Here is a 23,082-nt window from a genome sequence, read left to right as displayed (position 1 = left end):
ATAGTTAAAAAGGAATGGTGAAAGAACATTGAAAACATTTAAAAAGGTATATATTGAAATTACGAGCGTTTGCAATTTAGCCTGTAGTTTTTGCCCGCCAACAGAGCGTGCAAAAGGATTAATAAAAGTAGAGCAATTCGCCAATATTTTAGATGAAATTAGTGGTTACACAAAATATATTTATTTACACGTAAAAGGCGAGCCGTTATTGCATCCTCGAATTGGCCAGCTACTTGATATTGCACATGAAAAAGGATTTAAAGTAAACATTACAACGAACGGTACATTAATTAAGAAAAATCGCGAGAAGTTACTTGGAAAACCGGCGCTTCGTCAAATTAATTTTTCACTTCACAGTTTTGATGGACATGAAGGTTCTGAAAATCGCGAAAAGTATTTAGGTGATATTTTAGACTTTGTACGTGATGTGCGTGAACAGAATGTACTTATTTCTTATCGCTTATGGAACTTACAACGTACGAATATTTCAGAAGATGCGAATCGTAGAAACCGAGAAACATTAGAAATTCTCGAAAAAGAATATGATTTAGATTACGAAATTCAAGAGCGTGTCGAGATGGGTAAAGGCGTAAAAATAGCCAAAAATATCTATTTAAATCAAGATCATGAATTCCGTTGGCCAAGCTTGCTTGAAAAAGCTGACGAAGGAAAAGGTTTTTGCCATGCATTGCGTACACATGCAGCCATTTTAGTTGATGGTTCGGTTGTACCTTGTTGTTTAGATGGAGAAGGTGTCATTAACCTTGGTAATGTCCATGAACAAAAATTCGGTGACATTATTGAAAGCAATCGTGCCAAAAATTTAGTAGATGGCTTTTCACGTCGAGAAGCTGTAGAAGAATTATGCAAAAAATGTGGGTTCCGCCAAAAGTTTGGCATGGATTCCGAGTTACCAGAAGTATAAAATAAAGGAAAAAGTAAGAAAAAATTCAATTATAAGCATAGATATAAAATGAGAATATAGTATTATATGAAGAGATATGATTCAAATTTCTGCGTATTGATATTAGATAAGTATATTATATCCAATAAAGTGACACGTAAGCGGAGATTTATTGAGTAAATTAGTTACTATTATGTGTGAGTAAGGGGATATATAGCTATGTTTGGTAAAAGTAAAATTCAAAATTATGAGTATTTTGGTCAACTTACAGATTCAGATATTGAAACAAACGAACGCTTTAAAGAAAAACTAGACTTTTTAGCACTAAGTAAAGTTCGACGTCAATCTGTTTCATTATTAAATAAAATTTATAGTGAAAACCGCAATGAAATTTTAGATAATTTCTATACACGATTATTAGCAATTCCAGAATTCAAAGAGATTATTGTCTCGAACTCTAGTGTTGAACGATTAAAGGTAACATTTGACCACCATTTCTCTAGCCTTTTCCAAGATGAATTGAATATTGAATACGTATTTAAACGTCGTCGTATTGCTTATACACATGCGCGTATAGGTGTTTTACCAAACTGGATGATTTCTGCCTATACATTAATTAACCAATTGATCATTCCTCTCATTGCAAAACAATGTGGTCGTGATTATAAACAAATGTTGGATACATTACTTGCTTACGATAGTTTAGTAACACTTGATCTCCAAATTATTGTTGAAACCTATATTGAGATTCAAGGTGGTTCAGTAGTAAATGGGTTAGGTGAAATTATTAAATATAATACGCAGTTAGATCAAATTAAAGAACTAATTCAATTCCAAGAAGTGCAACATAATGATGTCAAGTTAGCGAGTGATTTAATGCTTGATCTTGATTCAAGTATTGAGGAAATTGCAGCTTCTGTTGGAGATATTTCTGAACATACGCAAGTTTCATTAACAGAATTAAATAATGATTTATCATCATTACAACAAGTTTCTACAATCTTACAAAATACAGACGAAGGTCAACATGCGGTTCGTCAAAATGTAGCCAATTTAGTAGAACGTGTACATAGTGTATCTAAAGTGATGGAGCTAATTCAAGGTATCGCAGACCAAACCAATTTACTTGCACTTAATGCTTCCATCGAGGCAGCACGTGCTGGTGAATCTGGTAAAGGCTTCGCGGTTGTTGCAGAAGAAGTTCGTAAATTAGCTGATGATACAAAGCGTTCAGTTCAATCGATAGATACCGATATTAAAGAGTTATTACATATTACAGAAAATATTGATGACTTAACGAAAAAATCAACAGAAGAATTACACGTAGGTGTTTCCGATGTTATTCAAATTACCAATACATTATCAGAGCTTAATAACACACTTCAAACACAAGGTGCACGTTTTGAAGAAATCGCTTCAACGACAAGACATCAAGCAGAATCGGCTTCTGAAATAGCTGAGCGTAACCGCAGCATGACGGAAAGTACCATTCGTAGCCAAGAGATTGCGTTTGAAACAGGGACAGCGATTTATTCATTAAGTAAAATGATTGATAACTACCGTTCTAAAACGATTTCGAAAAACTTTATCATCTCACAAGAAGATATTATTGAAGTTGCTATTACGGACCACTTATTATGGCGTTGGAAAATTTATAACTTATTATTAGGATTCGAAGATATTACAAGCTTAAATATTGAATCACCTCGTGACTCAAATTTAGGTCAGTGGTATTACGATAAAGGTCATGAACTTTTAGGGGATGAAAAGGTGTACCGTGAATTAGAAGCACCGTTCTTAAAAGTATATGATATTGCCAAAAAAGCGGTTGGTGCCCATACAGCAGGTGACAAGGAATCAGCGGAAAAATACTTAGATGAGCTAACAGAAGTATCAAAAATTGTCATCGAAAAATTACAGCAATTACAAGACATTTTAGTTCAATCAAAACAACAATACATGAAATAACATAAAGGCTAGGTCGTGAATTTTCTCACGTCCTAGCCTTTTTTATGCATGCATAAATGTAACTGTCATAGCGTCACTGTCATATAAACACCATTCTTTATTATCAACAACAGCCCCAACATTAATTTGGTAGCTTCTTTGTCCAATAGCTAACGGAATATTATAAGGAACTTTTTGCCTGATGCCATCCGCATAAATGGCAGCTTCGTGACTATGACCAAAAAATAATAACGGCGTTTTAATAGGAGGAAAAGTGGGCTGAAATGATTCATCCCAATCGATTTGATGCCCATGAATGAGTGTGGCATGATCAATATTTTTCTCAAGTTCATATTGTAAAAAACGCTGGTCTCCCGTAACAAGAGCAATACGTTCTTCTTGATTTCCAATGATTGAAGGGAATGTTAATAAGTCTAAAAATTTTTCTTCAATAATGGCTGCATCCTTCAATTTCGCATTTCGAGTTGTCTTCGCCTTTTTCTTGCTAATGGTGCATTCAAATAAATCGCCTAAACCGATAATTTCAGCCGTTGGAGCCACCGTGCTTATATGGCTTAAAACTTTTTTCGTTTTTTTTATAATGTGAGTGTAAATCACTCAAAATCGCGTACTGCAAAAAATTCACCACCATAATTAATTTAAATAACTGAAAAAGTGATTTTTTCTATTCCATATGTTAACGGATTTTTTTCGAAATTCCTAATAATTTTTCTTTAAAAAGCAGGTTCTTTTTCTATAAAATAACAAATTACTTCATATTTTGTAATAATGATTCTCGAAAAACCGTTGTTTCCATTTTTTATGACTGATACAATTTAAATATATTAATTTTCTGAAAATTAAGGGGTGGCAATTTGGAAATGTACACAGAGGAACATTCTATGTTTCGGAAAGCTTTGCGGAAAATGTTAGATAAAGAAGCGTACCCATATTTTGACCAATGGGAAAGGGACCGCGATATTCCGCACGATTTTTGGTTGAAGTTAGGCGAAAATGGCTTTTTATGTCCAATGGTAAGTGAGGAATATGGTGGACTGGGCTTAGACTTTGGTTATGCGGCTATTTTAACAGAGGAGTTAGAACGAGTCGGTGCAGGTTTAGCGAGTGGCATTGCGCTACATTCAGATATTGTGACACCCTATATTGAAGCATATGGCACAAAAGCGCAAAAAGAAAAATGGCTTCCTAAAAGTGTATCGGGGGAATTTATTTCAGCGATTGCAATGACTGAACCTGGTGCTGGCTCCGATTTAGCAGGTATTCAAACGACTGCTATACGCGATGGGGGTTATTTCATTTTAAATGGCGAAAAAACGTTTATTACGAATGGTATTCATGCTGACTTAGTCGTCGTTGTATGTAAAACAAATCCGCAAGCAACACCAGCTTATAAAGGCATTAGCTTAATCGTAGTTGAGGCAGGAACACCTGGTTTTAAACGTGGGAAAAAGCTAGATAAAATTGGGATGCATAGTGCTGACACGGGAGAACTCATTTTTGAAGATGCACGCGTACCTGTAGAAAATTTAATCGGTGAAGAAAATCGTGGTTTTTATTATTTAATGGAGAAATTACAGCAAGAGCGTATTATTGTCGCACTTGAAACGCAAATCGAAGCGGAGTGTAGCTTTGATTTAACGGTGAATTATGTGAAGGAACGCAAAGCTTTTGGGAGTCGTATCGCAGATTTTCAAAACACTCAATTTAAGTTAGCTGAAATGGCCACAGAAATTGAGATTGGTCGTACATATGTAGATTCACTTGTTGCAAAACATATCGCAGGCAAAGAAATCGTAAAAGAAGTATCGATGGCAAAATGGTGGATTAGTGAAATGGCCAAGCGTGTTGTAGCAGAATGTCTACAGCTTCATGGTGGCTACGGTTATATGGAAGAATATGAAATTGCGCGACGCTATCGTGATATACCAGTTGCTGCGATTTATGCGGGGACAACGGAAATCATGAAGGGGATTATTGCTAAGCAAGTCTTAAAATAAATCATTTTTACAAAGGGGATTGGGAAAATGAAAAATGTATATATTATTGACGGTGCACGAACGGCTTTCACTGCGTTTGGTGGGCCTTTTACAACGATGGATGCGGTACAATTAGGAACAAAAACAGCAATTGAAGCATTAAAGCGTTCGAATGTTCAACCAGAGCAAGTCGATCACGTTATTTATGGTGGTGTCATTGCAACAGGTACAAACTCGGCTTATTTAGCGCGTCATATCGGACTTTATGCAGGGGTACCAAAGGAAATCCCTGCGCTTACATTAAATCGCTTATGTGGTTCAGGTATGCAATCCGTTGTTTCTGCTGCACAAATGATTCAGCTTGGCGAAGGGGAAGTCGTGCTAGCAGGTGGTGCAGAAAATATGTCACAGGCACCATACTCAAATTTTGAGCAACGGTTTACAACTGCAAAGATGGGGAATTTTCAGTTTGTTGATATGCTCCAGGCGACATTAACGGATCAATATACTGGTAGTGGCATGGGATTAACAGCAGAAAAATTAGCAGAGCAATATACTATTTCACGCGAGGAGCAGGACGAGTTTGCAATTCTTTCAAATGATCGCGCGGCCGCTGCAAGAGAACAAGGAAAATTTGCAAAAGAAATTGTACCTGTTGTTGTGAGTACCAGAAAAGGTGAACTCATCATAGATAGAGATGAGCATATTAAAGAAGGAAATACGCTAGAAAACTTAGGGAAATTACGTCCTGCATTTAAAAAGGATGGGACGGTAACAGCAGCGAACGCATCAGGCATTAATGATGGTGCAGCATCGGTCATTGTGGCGAGTGAAGATTTTGTGAATAGCAATGATTCAAAACCAATCGCACGAATCGTTTCATGGGGGATTTGTGGCGTTGATCCGACGGTTATGGGGATTGGACCAGCACCAGCAATTCGCCAAGCGCTTGAACGTGCAAATCTAACAAGAGAAGACATCGATTTATTTGAAATTAATGAAGCATTCGCCGCTCAATATATTGCTGTAGAAAAAGAGATAGGTTTAGACCGTGAAAAAACAAATGTCAATGGTGGTGCGATTGCACTTGGCCATCCAGTAGGCGCAAGTGGAACACGGATTATTTTATCAGCAGCTTACGAGCTACAACGTCGTAATGGAAAGTACGCAGTCGCAAGTCTTTGCATCGGCGGAGGCCAAGGGATTGCACTAATTATAGAGCGTGTGTAATATCTAATCGATATGTTTTGCAATATCAAAGCATTTTAATATATTGGATATTTAGGGATAGTCATTCGGCGGGCGCAGCACACATTCACAAAGCCTCTTTGCAGAGTCTTTGCGAATGTTCTTTGTGCTGTGTGTAAGGCCCACCGATATAAGGTGTATCGTTACCTACCTTTTTAAATACCGTAGGCGCTATGCTATCGCAAGGCGCAGGTCTTTCTATAATATAGGGTGAACCGCTTCGCAATATCAAAGCATTCCCCTCTAAAATAGTGGGTATTTGGGGATAGTCATTCGGCGGGCGCAGCACACATTCACAAAGCCTCTTTGCAAGAGTCTTTTGCAAATGTTCTTTGTGCTGTGTGAATGGCCCACCGAAATAAGGTGTATCGTTACGAACCTTTTTAAATACAGCGAGGCGCTATGCTATCGCAAGGCGCCGGGCTTCTATACTATTGGGTAAAACATTTTTCAATATCAAAGCATTTTCCCCTCTAAAATAGTGGATATTTGGGGATAGTCATTCGGCGGGCGCAGCACACATTCACAAAGCCTCTTTGCAAGAGTCTTTTGCGAATGTTCTTTGTGCTGTGTGAAAGGCCCGCCGAAATAAGGTGTATCGTTACGAACCTTTTTAAATATCGTAGGCGCTATGCTACGCAAGGCGCCGGTCTTCTATTATAGATAGCTACCATTCTTATGTAACCAGTTAAAGAGATTGTCACTGCATTTCAATTGCTTTATTTAGCAAATCCGCTTTATTTAAAAGAACGGCGCCTTTGCTCGCAACAGCGCCTTACCTCTTTAAATAAATTTAATAGACTAGCCTTATTTGGCGGGCATTGCATAAAGCGCAAAGATGAGTCGTACAGATTTGTGCAACAAAGCTGTGCGATTCATGCGCTTAGCCCGCCAAAACTCGTACACCTTCTTTAGCCTCTATAATTAAAACAAGACTAGCTATGACAAATCCCTTGCCCCACTATGTTTAGCAAATCCGCTTTATTTAAACAAATGGCGCCTTTGCTCGCAACAGCGCCTAACTTTTTTAATATAAATTTAATAGACTATGCTTTATTTGGCGGGCCTTGCATAAAGCGCAAAGATGAGTCGTACAGATTTGTGCAACAAAGCTGTGCGATTCATGCGCTTAGCCCGCCAAAACTCGTACACCTTCCTTAGCCTCTATAATTAAAACAAGACTAGCTATGATAAATCCCTTGCCCCACTATGTTTAGCAAATCCGCTTTATTTAAACAAATGGCGCCTTTGCTTGCAACAGCGCCTTACCTCTTTAAATAAATTTAATAGACTATGCTTTATTTGGCGGGCCTTGCATAAAGCGCAAAGATGAGTCGTACAGATTTATGCAACAAAGCTGTGCGATTCATGCGCTTAGCCCGCCAAAACCGCATACACCTCCATAGCCTCTATGACTAGCTTTGAAAATACCCTTGTAAAGATAATTTCACACCTCAATTCGAATAAAACGTAAATAAACATGGGAATATGGTACACTAAAGCCAATGAACTAAAGGTGGTCAAAAACATGACAGTAATTAACTTATTAAATGAAACATTACAAAATAAATGGTCATTCGAATCAACAATGAAAATTCAAGACGAAATGATTCCTGCAATGCTTGAAGGGAAAGATATCGTCGCAGAATCTCCAACAGGCTCAGGAAAAACGCTTGCATACACATTACCAATTTTAAATAAAGTGGATGGCAATAAAAAACAAACACAAGCTTTAATCGTAGCCCCTTCACAAGAATTAGCCATGCAAATCGTTGAAGTAATTCGTGATTGGACAGCAGGTACAGACATTACCGTACAACAATTAATCGGTGGCGCAAACTCAGCACGCCAAATCGAGAAATTAAAGAAAAAGCCAACAATCGTTGTAGGTACACCAGGTAGACTTAATGAATTAGCAAACCAAGGAAAATTAAAATTAAAAGATATCGAAACAGTTGTTTTAGATGAGTGCGATCAATTACTTAGCCGCGAATACCGCGTTGTTGTAAAATCATTTATCGAGAAGGCTGCACATGGACGTCAAGTAGTGGTTGTTTCAGCAACGATTACAGAAGAAATTCAATTAGTGGCAGAGCGTTTAATGTTTGAACCGATTATGATTACAATCAAGCCTGAAGATATTGAAAAATCATTAGGTAAAATCGTACATTCATTTGTTAAAGTGGATGAGCGTGATAAAACAGATTTATTACGCCGTTTAGCGAATATTGAAGGTATGAGCGGTTTGGCCTTCGTCAACAATATCGACCAAGTATTAATGAAGCAAAACAAATTATCGTATAAAGATGCGCCAATCGTTGCACTTCACTCAGAAATGAGAAAAGATGAGCGTAAAAAAGCATTAGATGCATTCCGTAACGGGGAAGCTCGTGTATTAATCGCAACAGATATTGCTGCACGTGGTTTAGATATTTCTGGTTTAACACATGTTATACATGTTGATGTTCCGCGTACAGTTGAGCAGTATACGCACCGTTCAGGACGTACTGGTCGTGCGGGAGCTGACGGAGAAGTGTTAACATTACTTTCTTATAAAGACGAAAAAACGTATAAAAAATGGGTACGTGATTTATCTCAAAAAGCAGTGCAAAAAATTTGGGCTAAAGGTGAGTTAGTTGAAGGCAATTCAAAAACTATTTCAGCTGCCAAAGAAGAGCCTAAAAAAGCAACTGAGAAAAAAACGTACAAATCAAAATCTGGTAATAAAGGTGTAACATTCAGTAAATCCAAAAAGGGGAAATAATAAATGACATTCCAAGAAAAGTTAGAGCAATTTGCAGAATTAGCAGTAAAAATTGGTGTAAACATTCAAAAGGGACAATATTTATTAATTAATACTTCGACAGAGACATTGGAATTCACACGAATCGTTGTTAAAAAAGCGTATGAGGCTGGTGCTAGCCGAGTACATGTGAACTTAACGGATGCAAGCTTTGAACGTGATTACTATGAAAATGTATCAATTGAGGAGACAGCAAACTTTCCAAAATGGACAGTGGCACAGCGTGAGGAATTAATCGAACGTAAAGGGGCACTTCTTTGGATCGATGCAGAAAATCCAGATTTACTTTCAGGTATCAATGTTGACGTGATTAGTGCGCAGCAAAAAGCAGCAGGTACAGCATTAGTAAACTACCGTAAAGCAGTAATGAATGACCAAATCGCTTGGTCAATCATCGCTGTACCATCGCCAAAATGGGCAGCAAAAGTATTCCCGAACTTACCAGCAGAAGAACAAGTGTCAGCATTATGGGATGCAATTTTTAAAACGGTACGAATCGGTGAGGGCGATGCTGTGACAAAATGGCAAGCACATATAGAAAATTTACACACTCGTGCTGCTCAATTAAACACGAAAAAATATGCGAAGTTACATTACACAGGCCCTGGTACGGACCTAACGATTGAATTACCAGACAAGCACTTATGGAAAAGTGGTAGTAGTAAAGCACCTGAAGGCACAACATTTATCGCTAATATGCCAACAGAAGAAGTGTTTACATTACCAGCAAAATTTGGTGTAAACGGCTATGTATCAAACACTAAGCCACTTGTTTATAAAGGTAATATTATCGATGGCTTCAAGCTCACATTTGAAAAAGGTAAAATTGTAAAAGCAGAAGCAGAAGTAGGCAGTGATTTATTACAACAATTAATCGTTTCAGATGAAGGCTCATCATATTTAGGTGAAGTGGCATTAGTTCCACACGAATCACCAATTTCTTCATCAAATATTTTATATTACAATACATTATTTGATGAAAACGCATCAAACCACTTAGCAATTGGTGAAGCTTATCCAACATGCTATGAAGGCGGTAAAGAGTTAGAAAAAGGTCAACTAGAAGCACTAGGCATTAATACGTCGATTACGCACGAAGATTTTATGATTGGTAGCGCGAAAATGGATATTGATGGTATTTTAGCAGACGGAACTGTAGAACCAATTTTCCGTAAAGGAAACTGGGCATTTTAATTAATAAAATGAACGAACAAAAAAGAGTATTGCAATAAGTGTTCACTTGTTGCAGCTCTTTTACTTCGTTAAAATCACAATGCGCGAATGCTTGTTCGTGTGTTGTGGTTTTTTTTTAGTAGGTCGTGTACACTATGGTTAATTGAGATAGGAGGCGTTTTCATGAAAATTTTTCATACAGCAGATTGGCATTTAGGAAAGCTTGTACAAGGTGTTTCGATGACAGCAGATCAGCAACATGTTTTGCAACAATTTATCGAAGAAATAAAAAAAGAAAAACCAGATGTCGTCATTATTGCAGGGGATCTATATGATCGCTCTGTACCGCCGACAGATGCAATTCAATTATTAAATCGAACATTGAAGCAAATATTAATTGATGAAAAAACACCAATCGTTGCAATTGCTGGAAATCATGATAGCGCCACACGTTTAAATTTTGGTAGTGATTTGATGAAAGCTAGTGGTCTACATATGGTGGGGCACTTAGATAAAATAATTGAGCCTGTCATATTACATGATGAACACGGAGAAGTGCGCTTTTATTTAGTACCGTTTGCAGAACCATCTACGGTTCGTGCAATTTATGAAGATGAAACGATTACAACACATGAAGCGGCAATGGCTAAAATTATTGAACAAATGAAAGCAAACCTAGATGATACAAAGCGTAATATAATCGTCGGACACGCCTTTATAACGAAAGACGGCATGCCAGAGCAAAATACGAGTGATTCTGAACGTAAATTGACGATTGGTGGAACGGAATGTATTAATTCAGCATTGTTTGAGCCTTTTTGCTATACCGCATTAGGACATCTTCATCAAGCGCATTTTGTGGGGAATGAAACCATTCAATATGCCGGTTCACCCTTGAAATATTCAGAATCTGAAGTAACACATAAAAAAGGTTTTTTAATTGTGGATCTGGATGAAACAGGGAACGTTAAGCTTGAAAAAAGGTTATTAACACCGATTCGAGAAATGCGTATCGTAACGGGCACATTAGATGAAATCCAACAACACCCTCGCAATGAAGACTATGTATTTGTGAAATTATCCGATGAGAGTTATGTAAAAGGTGCTGTTGAATTAGTACGTACTGTTTATCCAAATGCATTGCATATCGAACGCACAGCCGTTTATCGTCAAATTGAACAACAAACGACAACGATGAGCCGTGTACAAATGGATGACTCGGAACTATTTGAATTGTTTTATATCGAAATGACAGGTCAAACACTTAGTGATGAAACAAAAGCGATTTATACGGAAGTATTACAACAATTAGCTGATAGCGAACGTGAAATGCAGGAGGTGAAGTAACGTGAAGCCATTAAAATTAACGATGACCGCATTTGGGCCATACAAAGATAAAGAAGTTATTGATTTTACTCAGTTACATGAGCATGGTATTTTTGTTGTTTCAGGTTCTACTGGTGCGGGGAAAACGACTATTTTCGATGCGATTACGTTTGCTCTTTACGATACAGGTAGCGGGGAAGACCGTGAAAAATCATCCTTTTTACGCAGTGATTTTGCTGACGATACAGTGGATACAGAGGTTGAATTGATTTTTGAAGTGCGCAACCGTTTATACCGTATTTTGCGTAAATTTGGACATGATGGTGCAAATGCAAAACGTGAATTTTATGATATTACAGGTGGAATCAATGAGCCAGCTGTTGAAAAATTTCAAGTAAAGCTCGTACAGTCCAAAGTAGAGGAACTCATTGGCCTGACACAATCGCAATTCAACCAAATTGTGATGCTGCCACAAGGGGAGTTCCAAAAGTTACTTACTTCTGAATCCAAGCATAAAGAAGAGATTTTTCGTAAAATATTTAAAACTGAACGCTTTACAAAAATGGTGGAAATTTTGCGGGATAAAAAGCGGATATCTGAAAAAATGTTCGATCAAGCAAAATCACAGCAGGAGCATTTAATTTTTGACATTAAATCACGTTTACCTGAACGTGAATCAGAGCTATTTTTAATTATTAATAGTGATGTTATTAACATGTACCAGGTAGAACAGGCGTTAACCATTGAACAGCAGTATTATGAACAGCAATCTACGCAATTACATGAAAGCTATGAACAGTTAAAGCAAAAATTAAAAGTTCAAAATGACTCATATAGTGAGCAAAAGCAATTAAATGAGCGAATTGAAAAATTCCAACAGCGCCAATTACAGCTTGCTGAATTAAAACAGCAACAATTGTTCTTTGATAACCAACAACAGCGTATTGAGCTAGCAATGAAAGCTAATTTAATTGAACCAATAGAACGTGAATATATAAAGGCACAAGAACAGAATAAATTAGCCAAGGTAGCACTTGAAAAGGCCTCTTTCGAAAATAGCGAGGCATTACAGCAGTTACAAATGGCAAAGTCTGCAGATGATGAGCAACGACAAAATGAACCATTACTTGCAACGTATACAAAAAATATTTCCCAACTTGAGCAAATTGTCCCTGTCTATCAGTCAATCACACAACTACGAACTAATGTAGCAACATTATTGAAAGAGCAACAAAAAGGTGAGTTGCTATTTAACCAGCTTACTGAAGAAGAAAAAACACTGAAAGCTCAGCATAAAACACAATTAAACGCTGTGAAGCAATTAATGGAAGAAATTACTCAATATCAAACAATTCATGAGCAACATGCACAATTTACTAAAAAAGCAGAGCTTGTTCAAGAAACGCTTCAATACGAAGTTAGCGTTCATGACTTAACACTTGAATCCCAAAGTAAAAAGCAAAAAGCAGATGAAGCTCAACAAGCTTTAGCAAAAGTAGAAGCGCAAATACGTATTAATCAAGCGGCATTTATAGCAGCGACCTTACATGATGGAGAAGCTTGCCCAGTATGTGGTAGCTTTGAGCATCCAGCCATCCATAATAAAGAGACAGCCGATGTAGAAGAACATTTAGTAGAAGAACTTCGTAAAGAATCCCAACTCGCGATGCAAAATTACTATCAAGTCCATTCAAAATTAGAAATGGATGTAGCGACACTCCAAATAAAGCAAAGCCAACTTGTAAAAGATGAATTGTCGATAGAACAGCTTGCGTTTTATGTAGAACGTCGCGATGAATTGGCACAGGACTTACAACAAATAAAACAACAGCAACAGCAATTATTGCAAGAAAAGCAAAAGTCTGAAGCAATGACGCAACAGTTGGAAATTGTCGAAGCAAGGCTTGAAAAAGGACGCAATTATGTAACAGAAATTAATACGAAGGTTGCACAAGAAAAAGGGAAGTTAGAGCAAAGTGAAAAATCACTAATGCCTCAGTTTGAAACTGTCGAACAGGTGCAACAAGCGCTTTTACAGGAACAACAAAAGTATCATTTATTAAAGCAACAAATCGAAACGGCAGCACATCGCCTCCAACAAACACAGTTAGATGAAAAAACGAGTGCTGTTAATTTACAGCATGCAACAAGTCGTGTGCAAGAGCAGCAACAGCATGAAAATACATCATTTGAACTGTTTGAAACAGCTTTAGTAAATGCAGATTTTGACGTAGAAAGTTACCGACGTGCGCTATTAGATACAACTGAACAGCAAAAAATTCGCCAAGCAATTGAGCAATTTAAACAAAGCTTGCATACAGTAACGGTTCAAATTGCAGAAGATACACCGCAACTTGAAAACAAAGTGCTCATTGATTTAACTTCTTGGCAACAACAAATTAATGAGTTAGATGAACAAGTTGAAAAACATTATGCAGATTACAAACTAGCAGAATCTTACGTCGCACAATGTCAGTCAACAGCGCAAAATTTAGCACAAGTTGCGGAACAAATTGAAGATTATAAATCAAAATTAATGCAAGTAGAACATATATATGATTTAATTCGTGGTCAAAATGAAGCGAAAATTTCCTTTGAACGCTTTGCACAAATTGGCTATTTAGAAAAAGTAACGCATGCAGCAAACGAGCGTCTTCGCATTTTATCGAATGGGCAATATTTCTTGAAATCAACAGGTAGAAAAGAAGGTAATGCACAAAGTGGGCTAAGTATTGATGTATTTGATAGCAATACAGGTCAAACACGTGACGTGAAAACTTTATCAGGTGGTGAGAAATTTAATGCCTCATTAGCTCTTGCTTTAGGGATGGCTGACGTTATTCAAAGTGTACAAGGCAGTGTGCATATTGATACGATGTTTATCGATGAAGGCTTTGGAACCTTGGATGAAGAAGCGTTACGTAGAGCAATTGATATCTTAATTGACTTGCAGCAAAGCGGACGATTAATCGGTGTCATTTCCCATGTAGCAGAATTGAAAGCGGCCATGCCTGCCATATTACAAGTTCACAAACTTAAAGAGGGACATAGTAAAACAGAGATTATCGTGAAATAAGAAAAAAGGAACTTCTGAAAGACTACTCAGAAGTTCCTTTTTCAGTTATCTCTTAGGCGAGCGTGGGGAACTAGTTACTTTTGCTGTGGATTTGCTAGCAAGTACTTTTTTTATGATTGGATATACAATCGGTCCGTATTTAATTGCTGTTTTAATAATTTTACTAAAATTCATGTCTCCCACTCCTTAATGCATCACAATTGTATTAAAAATATACCCATTAACTAAGCTTTGGTAAACATTAGCGTAATACTTTAATAGCTTGAATTAAATTCCAAATGCCAATAATCACTGTCGCGATAATAAAAAGTACCAACGTAATCAAAAATGTACCAGTAAAAATATCTCCTACGTAAAGCTCTCCGTATATACTCGATTCGACCGAAAACGCAGAAATGATAAAGACAATGGCAAAAATAATACCGAAAATGATAGGAATAAGATGAGAGATAAAAGCGCGCTTTGCATGATGTTTTACAAATGGCTCCTTCGTTACAAAAAAGACAATTAACGAAAAAATAAATGGAGCAAAATAATAGCTCAAATAACTAATGGCACTTAATCCTTTTGATTGGTCCACAATAAATCACTCCTTTTTCTCTTATACGAGTTGATTTATAAAGAAGTTTCAAATTTAACGGCGAACTTTTTAGGGTTGAAAGTTTTAAAAAAATTCGATACAATGGGCATGTTCAAACAATAATAATTTAGATGTACCACAAGGGGGGCCGAGTTAGTCGGCTGAGATTGCGCACGAATTTGCGCTGACTCTTTGAACCTGTAAGTTAACACTTGCGTAGGGATGTGGATAGAAACCGACTATGATGCGATGGTCAGGCTTTTGTCCTGATGATCGTTTTTTGCGTTCTATTCCTTCTTTATCTTCGGCATCGAAAAAAGAGAGGAGCATTGTTATGAACAAAAAAAGGTTATTAATGATGGTAGAAATTGCAATATTTGCTGCTATCGGTCTAGTATTAGACCAATTTTCATTTAAAATGTGGGCACAAGGCGGATCCATTAGCTTTGTCATGGTGCCAATTATTTTAATGGCGATTCGATGGGGCTTATCGGCAGGCCTTGCAACTGGATTTATCATTGGTGTATTACAAATGATGTTTGGCGCATTTATTGTACACTGGCTACAAGCAATTCTTGATTATGGACTCGCATTTACAGTTGTTGGTTTAGCTGCAATTGTACGTAGACCTTTACTACAAGCAACGGAAGCACTTAATAAAAAGAAAATGACCTTTTACATTGTATTGGGCACATTAATCGGTGGTGTACTCCGTTTTATATGCCATTTATTAGCGGGCGTTGTGTTCTTTAAAGAATACGCTGGCGATGACAATGTATGGGCATATTCAATTATTTATAATAGCTCATTTATGTTGCCAGCAACAATTATTACAGTAGTTATCGCTGTACTATTATTTACATCCGCACCTCGATTATTACAAACAGTAAAAAAATAGATAGAGTGCTGCTTAAAAGTAACAGAACTTTTAGGCGGCCCTTTTTACGTTAATATGTCTCCCTTTAGCAGTTTTATCTTTATTAGCCCCGAAAGTAGCAAAAGGATATAAAGTGCATATGGTAAATAATGATATGGTGGAATTTTGCAATGTTTTTGAATGATTACATATACTAAATGTAATATCAGGGACATTGAATTTAAAGTGCTAAATCCGATTGTATACATCGTAACAAATGGATTGTATTTTAACGTCTTTTTTGTTACATCCACTAAAAATCCCCAAGTAAATCGGTGAATTGAAAAGCCTTCAACCCTTACAACATTTTTTAATTGTGATATAGTTAATTATAGATTTTGTTAATAATGAGGAAGGAAGTTTAACATGATTGTTACAACTCAAGAAGAAATTCAAGCATTTAAAAAAATCGGCCGTATTTGTGCTGAAATCCGTGAAGCGATGAAAGAGGCGACGGTTCCAGGCGTTACGACGAAAGAATTAGATGAAATTGCGGGTCGCATGTTTGCTGAGGCAGGAGCTATTTCAGGTCCAAAAGGGGAGTATGATTTCCCTGGCTATACATGTATTTCAGTAAACCATGAAGTTGCCCACGGTATGCCAGGCAGCAAAGTGATTCATGAAGGAGACCTAGTAAATATCGACGTATCAGGTTCTTTAGACGGTTACTTTGCAGATACAGGTATTTCATTCGTAGTCGGTGAAGGCTATGAAGACAAAGAAAAACTTTGTGCCGTAGCAAAATCTTCTTTTGATCGTGCAATGACAAAAGTAAAAGCCGGTTCAAAATTAAACCAAATCGGTAAAGCAGTAGAACGTGAAGCGCATGCAAATGACTTAAAAGTTATTATGAATTTAACAGGCCACGGTTTAGGTAAATCCCTACATGATTCACCAGACCATGTGTTAAACTATTATGATGCTTGGGATACAACAATCATGAAGGAAGGTATGGTTTTAGCAGTAGAACCATTCATTTCAGCAAAAGCAGAACACATCATTGAATCAGGTGACGGTTGGACATTTGTAACACCAGACAAATCATTAGTAGCACAAATTGAGCATTCAATTATTGTCACAAAAGGTAAACCAATTATTTTAACTTCATTAGAAGACTAATACATCAATCGTGGGATCATGTTTACATGGTCACCACGATTTTTTTTATTATTTTTCAAAAAAAGGCATATAGTATCAAGTAGCTTACAATAATGGTCAAACATAAATTACCATTTCCATACAATTTAAAGTAAAATAGGGAGTAATTAATTGTAGAGAGGATGCATGATATGAAGAAATTAAAAGACTTGGACTTATCGTTGGAATTAGACAAAAAAATGTATAAAAAGAAATTAAAAGTATTACAATACGAAATGCTAAATGCCCAACAATTTCTATTTAATAATAAAATTGGATTAATTTTGGTATTTGAAGGTATGGATGCAGCAGGTAAAGGGGGAGCAATTAAGCGTTTAACAGAGCACATTGACCCACGTGGTTTAATGGTAACGCCGATTTCTGCACCGCAGCCACACGAAAAGCGCTACCATTACATGCACCGCTTCTGGAGAAAGCTACCTCAACACGGACAAATAGCTGTTTTCGATCGTTCTTGGTACGGCCGTGTTTTAGTAGAACGTATTGAAGGTTTCGCAAAAGAAGAAGAATGGAAACGCGCTTACAATGAAATTAATGATTTCGAACAGCAATTAACAGACGGAGATTATATAGTCATTAAGTTCTGGATTCATATTGATTCAGAAGAGCAGTTAAAACGCTTTAATGACCGTGCTGCTGATCCATATAAATCGTGGAAATTAACAGATGAAGATTGGCGTAACCGTGATAAATTTGATTTATACGGGGAAGCGGCAGACGAAATGTTCGAGAAAACCGATACAGAGAATGCACCATGGTGTTTAATTCCAGGAAATGACAAATTATATGCGCGCGTACAAGTGTTAAAAGAAGCCATTGCGCATATCGAAAAAGAAGTAGCTCGTCGCGGACTACAGCTAACAAATGTTTTTGAAAATCAAGCATTAGAAGAAGCAGCTACAGATGAAGAAAAGGTCGAAGTAAAGGTTACTAAAAAATCGAATAAGAAAAAATCAAAATAACAAGTTATGTTTCTTGGCTTATTGTAGGTGAATGAAAATGAAAGGGTTATTGAAGCTTTTTCAAAAAAAGGAGGATCCAATGGTTCGACTTATTGGGCAACAATGTTCATTATGTACGTTTACACCAGCGGATGCAAAAGCACTTGCAAAGTTACTTTTAGACAATAAATTTTTCTGGTCGATCCATGAGCCACTACATCGTGATGAATTTTATACAGAAGAAACACAGCGTCAAAAGATTTTAGAAGGCTTACAATTACTACAAGCAAATCGAGAATTTTCATTCGGAATATATGATAATCCAACACAGCAATTAATCGGATACATTTCGCTGTACTCGATAAAACGATTACCGTATTCAAGTGGTTTTGTTGGTTATTCAATCGATCAAAATTTTCTTGGGCGCGGGATTGCAACTGAATCCGTACAGCTCCTATTAAAGTTTGCTTTTCAAACATTAAATCTTCACCGTATTGAAGCATATGTGGCACCTCAAAATCTAGCTTCTGTAAAAGTATTAGAGAAGTCTGGCTTCACACAAGAAGGATTGTTAAAGGAGTTATTATTTATTAATGGTGCATGGGTAGACCACTATATGTATGCCATTTTGAAAAATGAATTTTACGGACAATTATAAAAAGGGGTGAAGAAGCTTATTATAGAAGCCTCTTCACCCATTTTTTATAAGGATTATTTATTATCTGAAATTTCATTGCCATTTGTAACTAAATCAAGTTGCCCTGTTCCTGGGTCAATAACTAGACCATGTACAGGTACGCCAGTTGGAATTAATGGATGGCGACGAATTAAGTCGACACTTTTTTGTACGCTCGTTTTGACATCGCCAAAGCCACGTAACCATTCTTTTAAATCCATTCCAGCAAAATTGATCACATCAAGTGTTTCTTGCTTAATACCACGCTCAAGCATGTGTCCAATCATAAGATTAGGGTCTACAGCACTCATACCACAATCATAGTGACCAATTACATAAATTTCATCTGCCTGTAATTCATACACAGCGACAAGTAAGCTACGCATAATGCCTCCAAATGGATGATTGACGATAGCACCAGCACTTTTAACAACTTTTACGTCCCCATTACGTAAGTTCAGTGCTTTTGGTAATAATTCAACTAGTCTTGTATCCATACAAGTTAAAATGACAATTTTTTTGTCAGGATATTTAGTTGTTATATAGCTTTCGTATTGCTTTTCAGAAACGAATTGTTCATTAAACTTTAAAATTTCTTGTAATGAAGTCATGTAATTTACCCCTTTCGTTACTAAATCTATTTTAGAATATTACTTAGAGAATTCAAACTAATTAGCATATTTAAATGAAATCACTATGAAAATAAGGAGAACTAATGATTCAAACAAGCATAATGTGAACTTCAGTTAGCAGGGGCATCTCCTGCTAATGGAAAGTTTAAACTAAACAGATTATTAAGAGACAAAAAAACAACCGCTAAATTTTAGCGGTTGTGAAAAATTAGTGATGATGGTGTCCATCTTTTGATTTTTCGTTTGGCGCGAACGCCGCTGCTTTTGAATCAATTACAACAGAATCATGAGAATGTAAACCCGCGCGTAAATAGTGTATGAACATTGCTAAACATACAAGAATTACGATTGAGAATCCGAAAACTAATGTGTAGTAATCAGACGCAAATGGATGATGGTGATCAAACATTGTAATAACTCCTCTCTATTAAGTAATAAGAATCATTAAACAATTATAACCTATCATTTTGGAACATTGTAGGGCAATTTGTGTAAAAAAGGAAGAAAGATTGGAAAATATGGCGACAAATTGAAATCTGATGATTGATTTAGAACGCCCAGTTTCCTTTAAGGAATACAGGTTCTGATTTTTCATCATCTGTAATACCGTCAATATTCATTTCATCCGAACCAATCATAAAGTCAACATGTGTAATACTTTGGTTTAAGCCATTCGCTAAAAGCTCTTCACGTGACATCGTTTTGCCACCTTCTAAGCAAAATGCATATGCACTACCAATTGCTAAATGGTTAGATGCATTTTCATCGAATAATGTATTGTAGAATAAAATATTTGATTGTGAAATAGGTGAATGGAATGGTACAAGTGCTACTTCACCTAAATAATGAGAGCCTTCATCAGTTGCCACTAATTTTTTTAATACATCTTCACCTTGCTCTGCTTCAACATTCACGATACGACCATTTTTAAATGTAATTTTAAAATTGTCGATAATGTTACCACCATAGCTTAATGGTTTGGTACTAGATACATACCCGTTTACACCATCTTTATGCGGGACAGTGAAAACTTCTTCAGTTGGCATATTGGCCATGAATTCATCGCCTTTTTCATTGACACTGCCCGCACCACACCATAAATGTCCTTTTGGTAATTCGATTGTTAAATCTGTACCAGGTGCAGTGTAATGAAGTTTTGCATAGCTCTTTTCATTTAAATAATCTACTTTTTCATGTAAGTTATTATTGTGATCTGCCCAAGCCTGTACAGGATCTTCTAAATCAGAACGTGTTGCTTTGAAGATAGCATCCCAAAGTGCCGTTACTTGTTCTTCTTCAGGAAGATTTGAGAATACTTTATTAGCCCACTTTTTAGATGGTGCAGCGATAACCGTCCAACTAATTTTATCTGATTGTACGTATTGGCGGTATTTATTCAATGCAGTACCAGCTGCTTTTTGGAACGCTGCAATGCGATTAGAATCGATACCAGAAAGTAAATCAGGGCTTTGAGAGACGATACTCATAAATGCAGCACCCTGCTCTGCTAGCCATTCACGCTCTTGAATTTTCCAAGGTGGGAAGAAATCAAACGAATCTTCTGGAGCTAATTCATAGCGAGTACGTGTTACTTGATCATCTGTGTAATCGACAAAAACATTTTTTGCACCACTTTCGTATGCAATTTTTGTAACAATTTGTACAAATGGTGCCGATTCGATTGAAGCAGCGATGTATAAGTATTGATTAGGTTGGATATTTACACCGATTTTTACTGCTAATTCGGCATATTTTGTTAAATTTCTTTCAAATTTCAAGTTCATTTGAATCATTCCTCCAATTATTGTCTGAAAAAAATGGACATTTTTGATACATTATAATCAAAATTAGTGAAAAGAACAGAAAAATCCAATAATGCATCGAAAAAAAAATAAATGCCATTATACTAGTGTATAGGAAGTTAATAAAAAGTTAAATAGACCGAAATAAGAAAAGACAGAGTAATTGGAGGTACTACATATGGATATTTCATCAGTTGTTGGGATAATTATTGCGTTCGCTGCACTTTTAACCGGGATGGTTTTAAAGGGTGTATCGTTATCAGCATTAGCTAACCCTGCCGCAATTCTAATCATTATCTTTGGTACGATTGCCGCAGTAACAATTGCATTCCCGATGAAGGAATTAAAACGAGTTCCAAAGCTTTTTAAAATTTTATTCACAGAAACAAAATTAGCAAGCGATATTGATTTAATAAAAATGTTTTCACAATGGGCGGATTTAGCTCGTCGTGAAGGTTTATTAGCGCTTGAGAGTAAAGCTTCAGAAATTGAAGATCCATTTTTAAAAAATGGTTTGACACTTGCAATCGATGGTCAAAATGCAGACTACATTCGTGATGTATTAACGGAAGAAGTTGAAGCAATGGAAGATCGTCATACAAGTGGAGCTGGTATATTTACACAAGCAGGTACATATGCCCCAACTTTAGGGGTACTCGGTGCGGTAATTGGTCTAATCGCAGCATTAGGAAATATGTCTGATATCGATAAACTAGGACATGCAATTTCTGCAGCCTTTGTAGCAACATTACTTGGTATCTTCACGGGTTATGTATTATGGCATCCATTCGCCAACAAACTTAAACGTAAATCTTCTGTAGAAGTAAAACAAAAGCAAATGATGATTGAAGGGATTTTATCTGTACTTGAAGGTGAAGCTCCTCGAGTAATCGAGCAAAAATTAGCTTCTTACTTACCAATGGAAGAGCGTAAGCAAATTACGGAAAGCGGGGCGGGTGGCCTTGGCAAAGAAGCATAAAAGACATAAAAAGCATGAGGAACACACTGACGAATCTTGGTTAGTTCCTTACGCGGATATTTTAACGTTATTATTAGCCCTATTCATCGTATTGTTTGCTTCGAGTACGGTCGATCAAGCGAAATTAGAAAAAATGTCTTCTGTATTTAATGAAGTCTTTACTAGTGGTACCGGAGTTATGGACAACCCCGCTGTTATTCAAACACCAAACGGTTCAGAAACGAATGTGCAATCAGGGGCTTCAAAGTATATGCAAGACCAACAAGCATTACAGCAAGCACAAAATCGTGTGGACGAATTTATTGCAGTAAATGAGCTTGAAAAGCAATTTGAAACGAAAATGACGGATGAAGGTTTATTAATTACCATTCGTGATAGTGTGTTATTTAATATGGGGGAAGCAAATGTAAAGTCAGAGTATAAGTCGATTGCAGATGAATTATCTCAGCTTTTAATGTTTGATCCACCTCGTAATATTGTAATTACAGGTCATTCAGATAATGTACCAATTAAAACAAAAGATTTTGATTCAAACTGGGATTTATCTGTAATGCGTGCCGTGAACTTTATGAAAGAGGTCATTGGAAGTAACGCCGAATTAGATTCTAAATACTTTAGTGTAAAAGGTTATGGTGAATTTAGCCCGATTGCTTCAAATGATACTGAAGAAGGTCGTGCAAAGAACCGTCGAGTTGAAGTACTTGTACAACCTCGTATTAGTGAAGATGGAAAAGTAATTACAGAATAATTAAAGGGCTTCATAAAAAGTTTTATACTTTTTATGAAGCCCTTTTCTATTTCGAAAGGACATACTTCTATTTGAGTTCGAATATTTCATTTCCACTTACCATGATTTTCAAATTACTTTTGACTTATCCAAAACAAAAGTTTATAATTTAAAACAAATGTTTGATTCGAGGTGAG

19 protein-coding genes and 1 riboswitch are annotated in these 23,082 nt (G+C 36.6%); of the genes, 14 read left to right on the top strand and 5 right to left on the bottom strand.

The features are described from left to right. The first annotated feature begins 28 nt into the window (after positions 1 to 28). Both DCE79_RS16030 and DCE79_RS16025 read left to right on the top strand, forming a co-directional pair. On the top strand, positions 29 to 925 hold the full coding sequence (locus DCE79_RS16030; RefSeq protein ID WP_108713977.1) for a radical SAM/SPASM domain-containing protein: 897 nt from the start codon (positions 29 to 31) through the stop codon (positions 923 to 925). Between the two features lie 198 nt (positions 926 to 1,123). After that, the gene (locus DCE79_RS16025; RefSeq protein WP_108713976.1) at positions 1,124 to 2,872 is read left to right on the top strand and encodes a methyl-accepting chemotaxis protein; all 1,749 of its coding nucleotides are present in this window, start codon (positions 1,124 to 1,126) and stop codon (positions 2,870 to 2,872) included. Positions 2,873 to 2,914: 42 nt separating this feature from the next. On the opposite strand, the gene DCE79_RS16020 is transcribed toward DCE79_RS16025, so the two are convergent. Further along, positions 2,915 to 3,412: a metallophosphoesterase gene (locus tag DCE79_RS16020; protein WP_234417282.1), complete on the bottom strand. Its 498-nt coding sequence runs from the start codon at positions 3,410 to 3,412 to the stop codon at positions 2,915 to 2,917. 320 nt (positions 3,413 to 3,732) lie between these two features. Between DCE79_RS16020 and DCE79_RS16015 the strand changes: the two genes are divergently transcribed. The 6 genes from DCE79_RS16015 to DCE79_RS15990 all read left to right on the top strand — a co-directional run bounded on the left by DCE79_RS16015 (position 3,733) and on the right by DCE79_RS15990 (position 14,474). Beyond that, positions 3,733 to 4,869 carry an acyl-CoA dehydrogenase family protein gene (locus tag DCE79_RS16015; protein ID WP_168214688.1) on the top strand — a complete coding sequence of 379 codons (1,137 nt, stop codon included), beginning with the start codon at positions 3,733 to 3,735 and terminating at the stop codon, positions 4,867 to 4,869. 27 nt (positions 4,870 to 4,896) lie between these two features. Continuing rightward, entirely contained in the window at positions 4,897 to 6,078 is a 1,182-nt protein-coding gene (locus tag DCE79_RS16010) for an acetyl-CoA C-acetyltransferase (RefSeq protein WP_108713974.1), read from the top strand. Between the two features lie 1,546 nt (positions 6,079 to 7,624). Next, complete coding sequence (locus DCE79_RS16005) at positions 7,625 to 8,860, top strand: DEAD/DEAH box helicase (RefSeq protein WP_108713973.1); 1,236 nt, start codon at positions 7,625 to 7,627, stop codon at positions 8,858 to 8,860. Between the two features lie 3 nt (positions 8,861 to 8,863). Then, complete coding sequence (locus tag DCE79_RS16000; RefSeq protein ID WP_108713972.1) at positions 8,864 to 10,093, top strand: aminopeptidase; 1,230 nt, start codon at positions 8,864 to 8,866, stop codon at positions 10,091 to 10,093. Between the two features lie 162 nt (positions 10,094 to 10,255). After that, a complete protein-coding gene (locus DCE79_RS15995) occupies positions 10,256 to 11,419 on the top strand; it encodes an exonuclease SbcCD subunit D (protein WP_108713971.1) in 1,164 nt (387 codons plus the stop codon). A gap of 1 nt (position 11,420) precedes the next feature. Further along, positions 11,421 to 14,474 carry an AAA family ATPase gene (locus DCE79_RS15990; RefSeq protein WP_108713970.1) on the top strand — a complete coding sequence of 1,018 codons (3,054 nt, stop codon included), beginning with the start codon at positions 11,421 to 11,423 and terminating at the stop codon, positions 14,472 to 14,474. A 241-nt stretch (positions 14,475 to 14,715) separates the two neighbouring features. On the opposite strand, the gene DCE79_RS15985 is transcribed toward DCE79_RS15990, so the two are convergent. Then, on the bottom strand, positions 14,716 to 15,054 hold the full coding sequence (locus tag DCE79_RS15985) for a magnetosome magnetite crystal formation protein family (protein ID WP_159083119.1): 339 nt from the start codon (positions 15,052 to 15,054) through the stop codon (positions 14,716 to 14,718). Between the two features lie 131 nt (positions 15,055 to 15,185). After that, positions 15,186 to 15,294: riboswitch (TPP riboswitch) on the top strand. Between the two features lie 94 nt (positions 15,295 to 15,388). On the opposite strand from DCE79_RS15985, the gene thiT reads away from it, so the two are divergent. The 4 genes from thiT to DCE79_RS15965 all read left to right on the top strand — a co-directional run bounded on the left by thiT (position 15,389) and on the right by DCE79_RS15965 (position 18,727). Then, the gene (thiT, locus tag DCE79_RS15980; protein WP_108713968.1) at positions 15,389 to 15,952 is read left to right on the top strand and encodes an energy-coupled thiamine transporter ThiT; all 564 of its coding nucleotides are present in this window, start codon (positions 15,389 to 15,391) and stop codon (positions 15,950 to 15,952) included. A 384-nt stretch (positions 15,953 to 16,336) separates the two neighbouring features. Further along, complete coding sequence (map, locus tag DCE79_RS15975) at positions 16,337 to 17,089, top strand: type I methionyl aminopeptidase (RefSeq protein ID WP_108713967.1); 753 nt, start codon at positions 16,337 to 16,339, stop codon at positions 17,087 to 17,089. Between the two features lie 170 nt (positions 17,090 to 17,259). Continuing rightward, complete coding sequence (locus tag DCE79_RS15970; protein ID WP_108713966.1) at positions 17,260 to 18,090, top strand: polyphosphate kinase 2 family protein; 831 nt, start codon at positions 17,260 to 17,262, stop codon at positions 18,088 to 18,090. A gap of 79 nt (positions 18,091 to 18,169) precedes the next feature. Further along, positions 18,170 to 18,727 carry a GNAT family N-acetyltransferase gene (locus DCE79_RS15965; protein ID WP_108714518.1) on the top strand — a complete coding sequence of 186 codons (558 nt, stop codon included), beginning with the start codon at positions 18,170 to 18,172 and terminating at the stop codon, positions 18,725 to 18,727. 53 nt (positions 18,728 to 18,780) lie between these two features. Here the strand turns inward: DCE79_RS15965 and DCE79_RS15960 are convergent, their stop codons facing one another. The 3 genes from DCE79_RS15960 to DCE79_RS15950 form a co-directional block, all read right to left on the bottom strand. Continuing rightward, the gene (locus tag DCE79_RS15960; RefSeq protein WP_108713965.1) at positions 18,781 to 19,356 is read right to left on the bottom strand and encodes a beta-class carbonic anhydrase; all 576 of its coding nucleotides are present in this window, start codon (positions 19,354 to 19,356) and stop codon (positions 18,781 to 18,783) included. Between the two features lie 229 nt (positions 19,357 to 19,585). After that, positions 19,586 to 19,786 carry a hypothetical protein gene (locus DCE79_RS15955; protein WP_108713964.1) on the bottom strand — a complete coding sequence of 67 codons (201 nt, stop codon included), beginning with the start codon at positions 19,784 to 19,786 and terminating at the stop codon, positions 19,586 to 19,588. A gap of 139 nt (positions 19,787 to 19,925) precedes the next feature. Next, on the bottom strand, positions 19,926 to 21,161 hold the full coding sequence (locus tag DCE79_RS15950; RefSeq protein WP_108713963.1) for an aminopeptidase: 1,236 nt from the start codon (positions 21,159 to 21,161) through the stop codon (positions 19,926 to 19,928). Positions 21,162 to 21,357: 196 nt separating this feature from the next. On the opposite strand from DCE79_RS15950, the gene motA reads away from it, so the two are divergent. Then, complete coding sequence (motA, locus tag DCE79_RS15945) at positions 21,358 to 22,158, top strand: flagellar motor stator protein MotA (protein WP_108713962.1); 801 nt, start codon at positions 21,358 to 21,360, stop codon at positions 22,156 to 22,158. Further along, complete coding sequence (gene motB / locus DCE79_RS15940; RefSeq protein ID WP_108713961.1) at positions 22,142 to 22,906, top strand: flagellar motor protein MotB; 765 nt, start codon at positions 22,142 to 22,144, stop codon at positions 22,904 to 22,906. Before motA ends, motB begins: the two co-directional genes overlap by 17 nt. Positions 22,907 to 23,082 lie beyond the last annotated feature (176 nt).

This window comes from Lysinibacillus sp. 2017 (assembly GCF_003073375.1).
In the GTDB taxonomy this organism is placed as follows: Bacteria; Bacillota; Bacilli; order Bacillales_A; family Planococcaceae; genus Solibacillus.
Note: the sequence above shows the minus strand (reverse complement) of the source record. Positions and strands in the feature narration are given on the sequence as shown.

What these genes read in the sequence shown, in the direction of transcription:
- DCE79_RS15960 (WP_108713965.1), bottom strand. Translation starts at nt 19,356, where the DNA reads ATGACTTCATTACAAGAAATTTTAAAGTTTAATGAACAATTCGTTTCT.
- DCE79_RS15955 (WP_108713964.1), bottom strand. Translation starts at nt 19,786, where the DNA reads ATGTTTGATCACCATCATCCATTTGCGTCTGATTACTACACATTAGTT.
- map (WP_108713967.1), top strand. Translation starts at nt 16,337, where the DNA reads ATGATTGTTACAACTCAAGAAGAAATTCAAGCATTTAAAAAAATCGGC.
- DCE79_RS16025 (WP_108713976.1), top strand. Translation starts at nt 1,124, where the DNA reads ATGTTTGGTAAAAGTAAAATTCAAAATTATGAGTATTTTGGTCAACTT.
- DCE79_RS15950 (WP_108713963.1), bottom strand. Translation starts at nt 21,161, where the DNA reads ATGAACTTGAAATTTGAAAGAAATTTAACAAAATATGCCGAATTAGCA.
- DCE79_RS15995 (WP_108713971.1), top strand. Translation starts at nt 10,256, where the DNA reads ATGAAAATTTTTCATACAGCAGATTGGCATTTAGGAAAGCTTGTACAA.
- DCE79_RS16000 (WP_108713972.1), top strand. Translation starts at nt 8,864, where the DNA reads ATGACATTCCAAGAAAAGTTAGAGCAATTTGCAGAATTAGCAGTAAAA.
- DCE79_RS16005 (WP_108713973.1), top strand. Translation starts at nt 7,625, where the DNA reads ATGACAGTAATTAACTTATTAAATGAAACATTACAAAATAAATGGTCA.
- DCE79_RS15965 (WP_108714518.1), top strand. Translation starts at nt 18,170, where the DNA reads ATGGTTCGACTTATTGGGCAACAATGTTCATTATGTACGTTTACACCA.
- motA (WP_108713962.1), top strand. Translation starts at nt 21,358, where the DNA reads ATGGATATTTCATCAGTTGTTGGGATAATTATTGCGTTCGCTGCACTT.
- DCE79_RS16010 (WP_108713974.1), top strand. Translation starts at nt 4,897, where the DNA reads ATGAAAAATGTATATATTATTGACGGTGCACGAACGGCTTTCACTGCG.
- DCE79_RS16015 (WP_168214688.1), top strand. Translation starts at nt 3,733, where the DNA reads ATGTACACAGAGGAACATTCTATGTTTCGGAAAGCTTTGCGGAAAATG.
- DCE79_RS15970 (WP_108713966.1), top strand. Translation starts at nt 17,260, where the DNA reads ATGAAGAAATTAAAAGACTTGGACTTATCGTTGGAATTAGACAAAAAA.
- thiT (WP_108713968.1), top strand. Translation starts at nt 15,389, where the DNA reads ATGAACAAAAAAAGGTTATTAATGATGGTAGAAATTGCAATATTTGCT.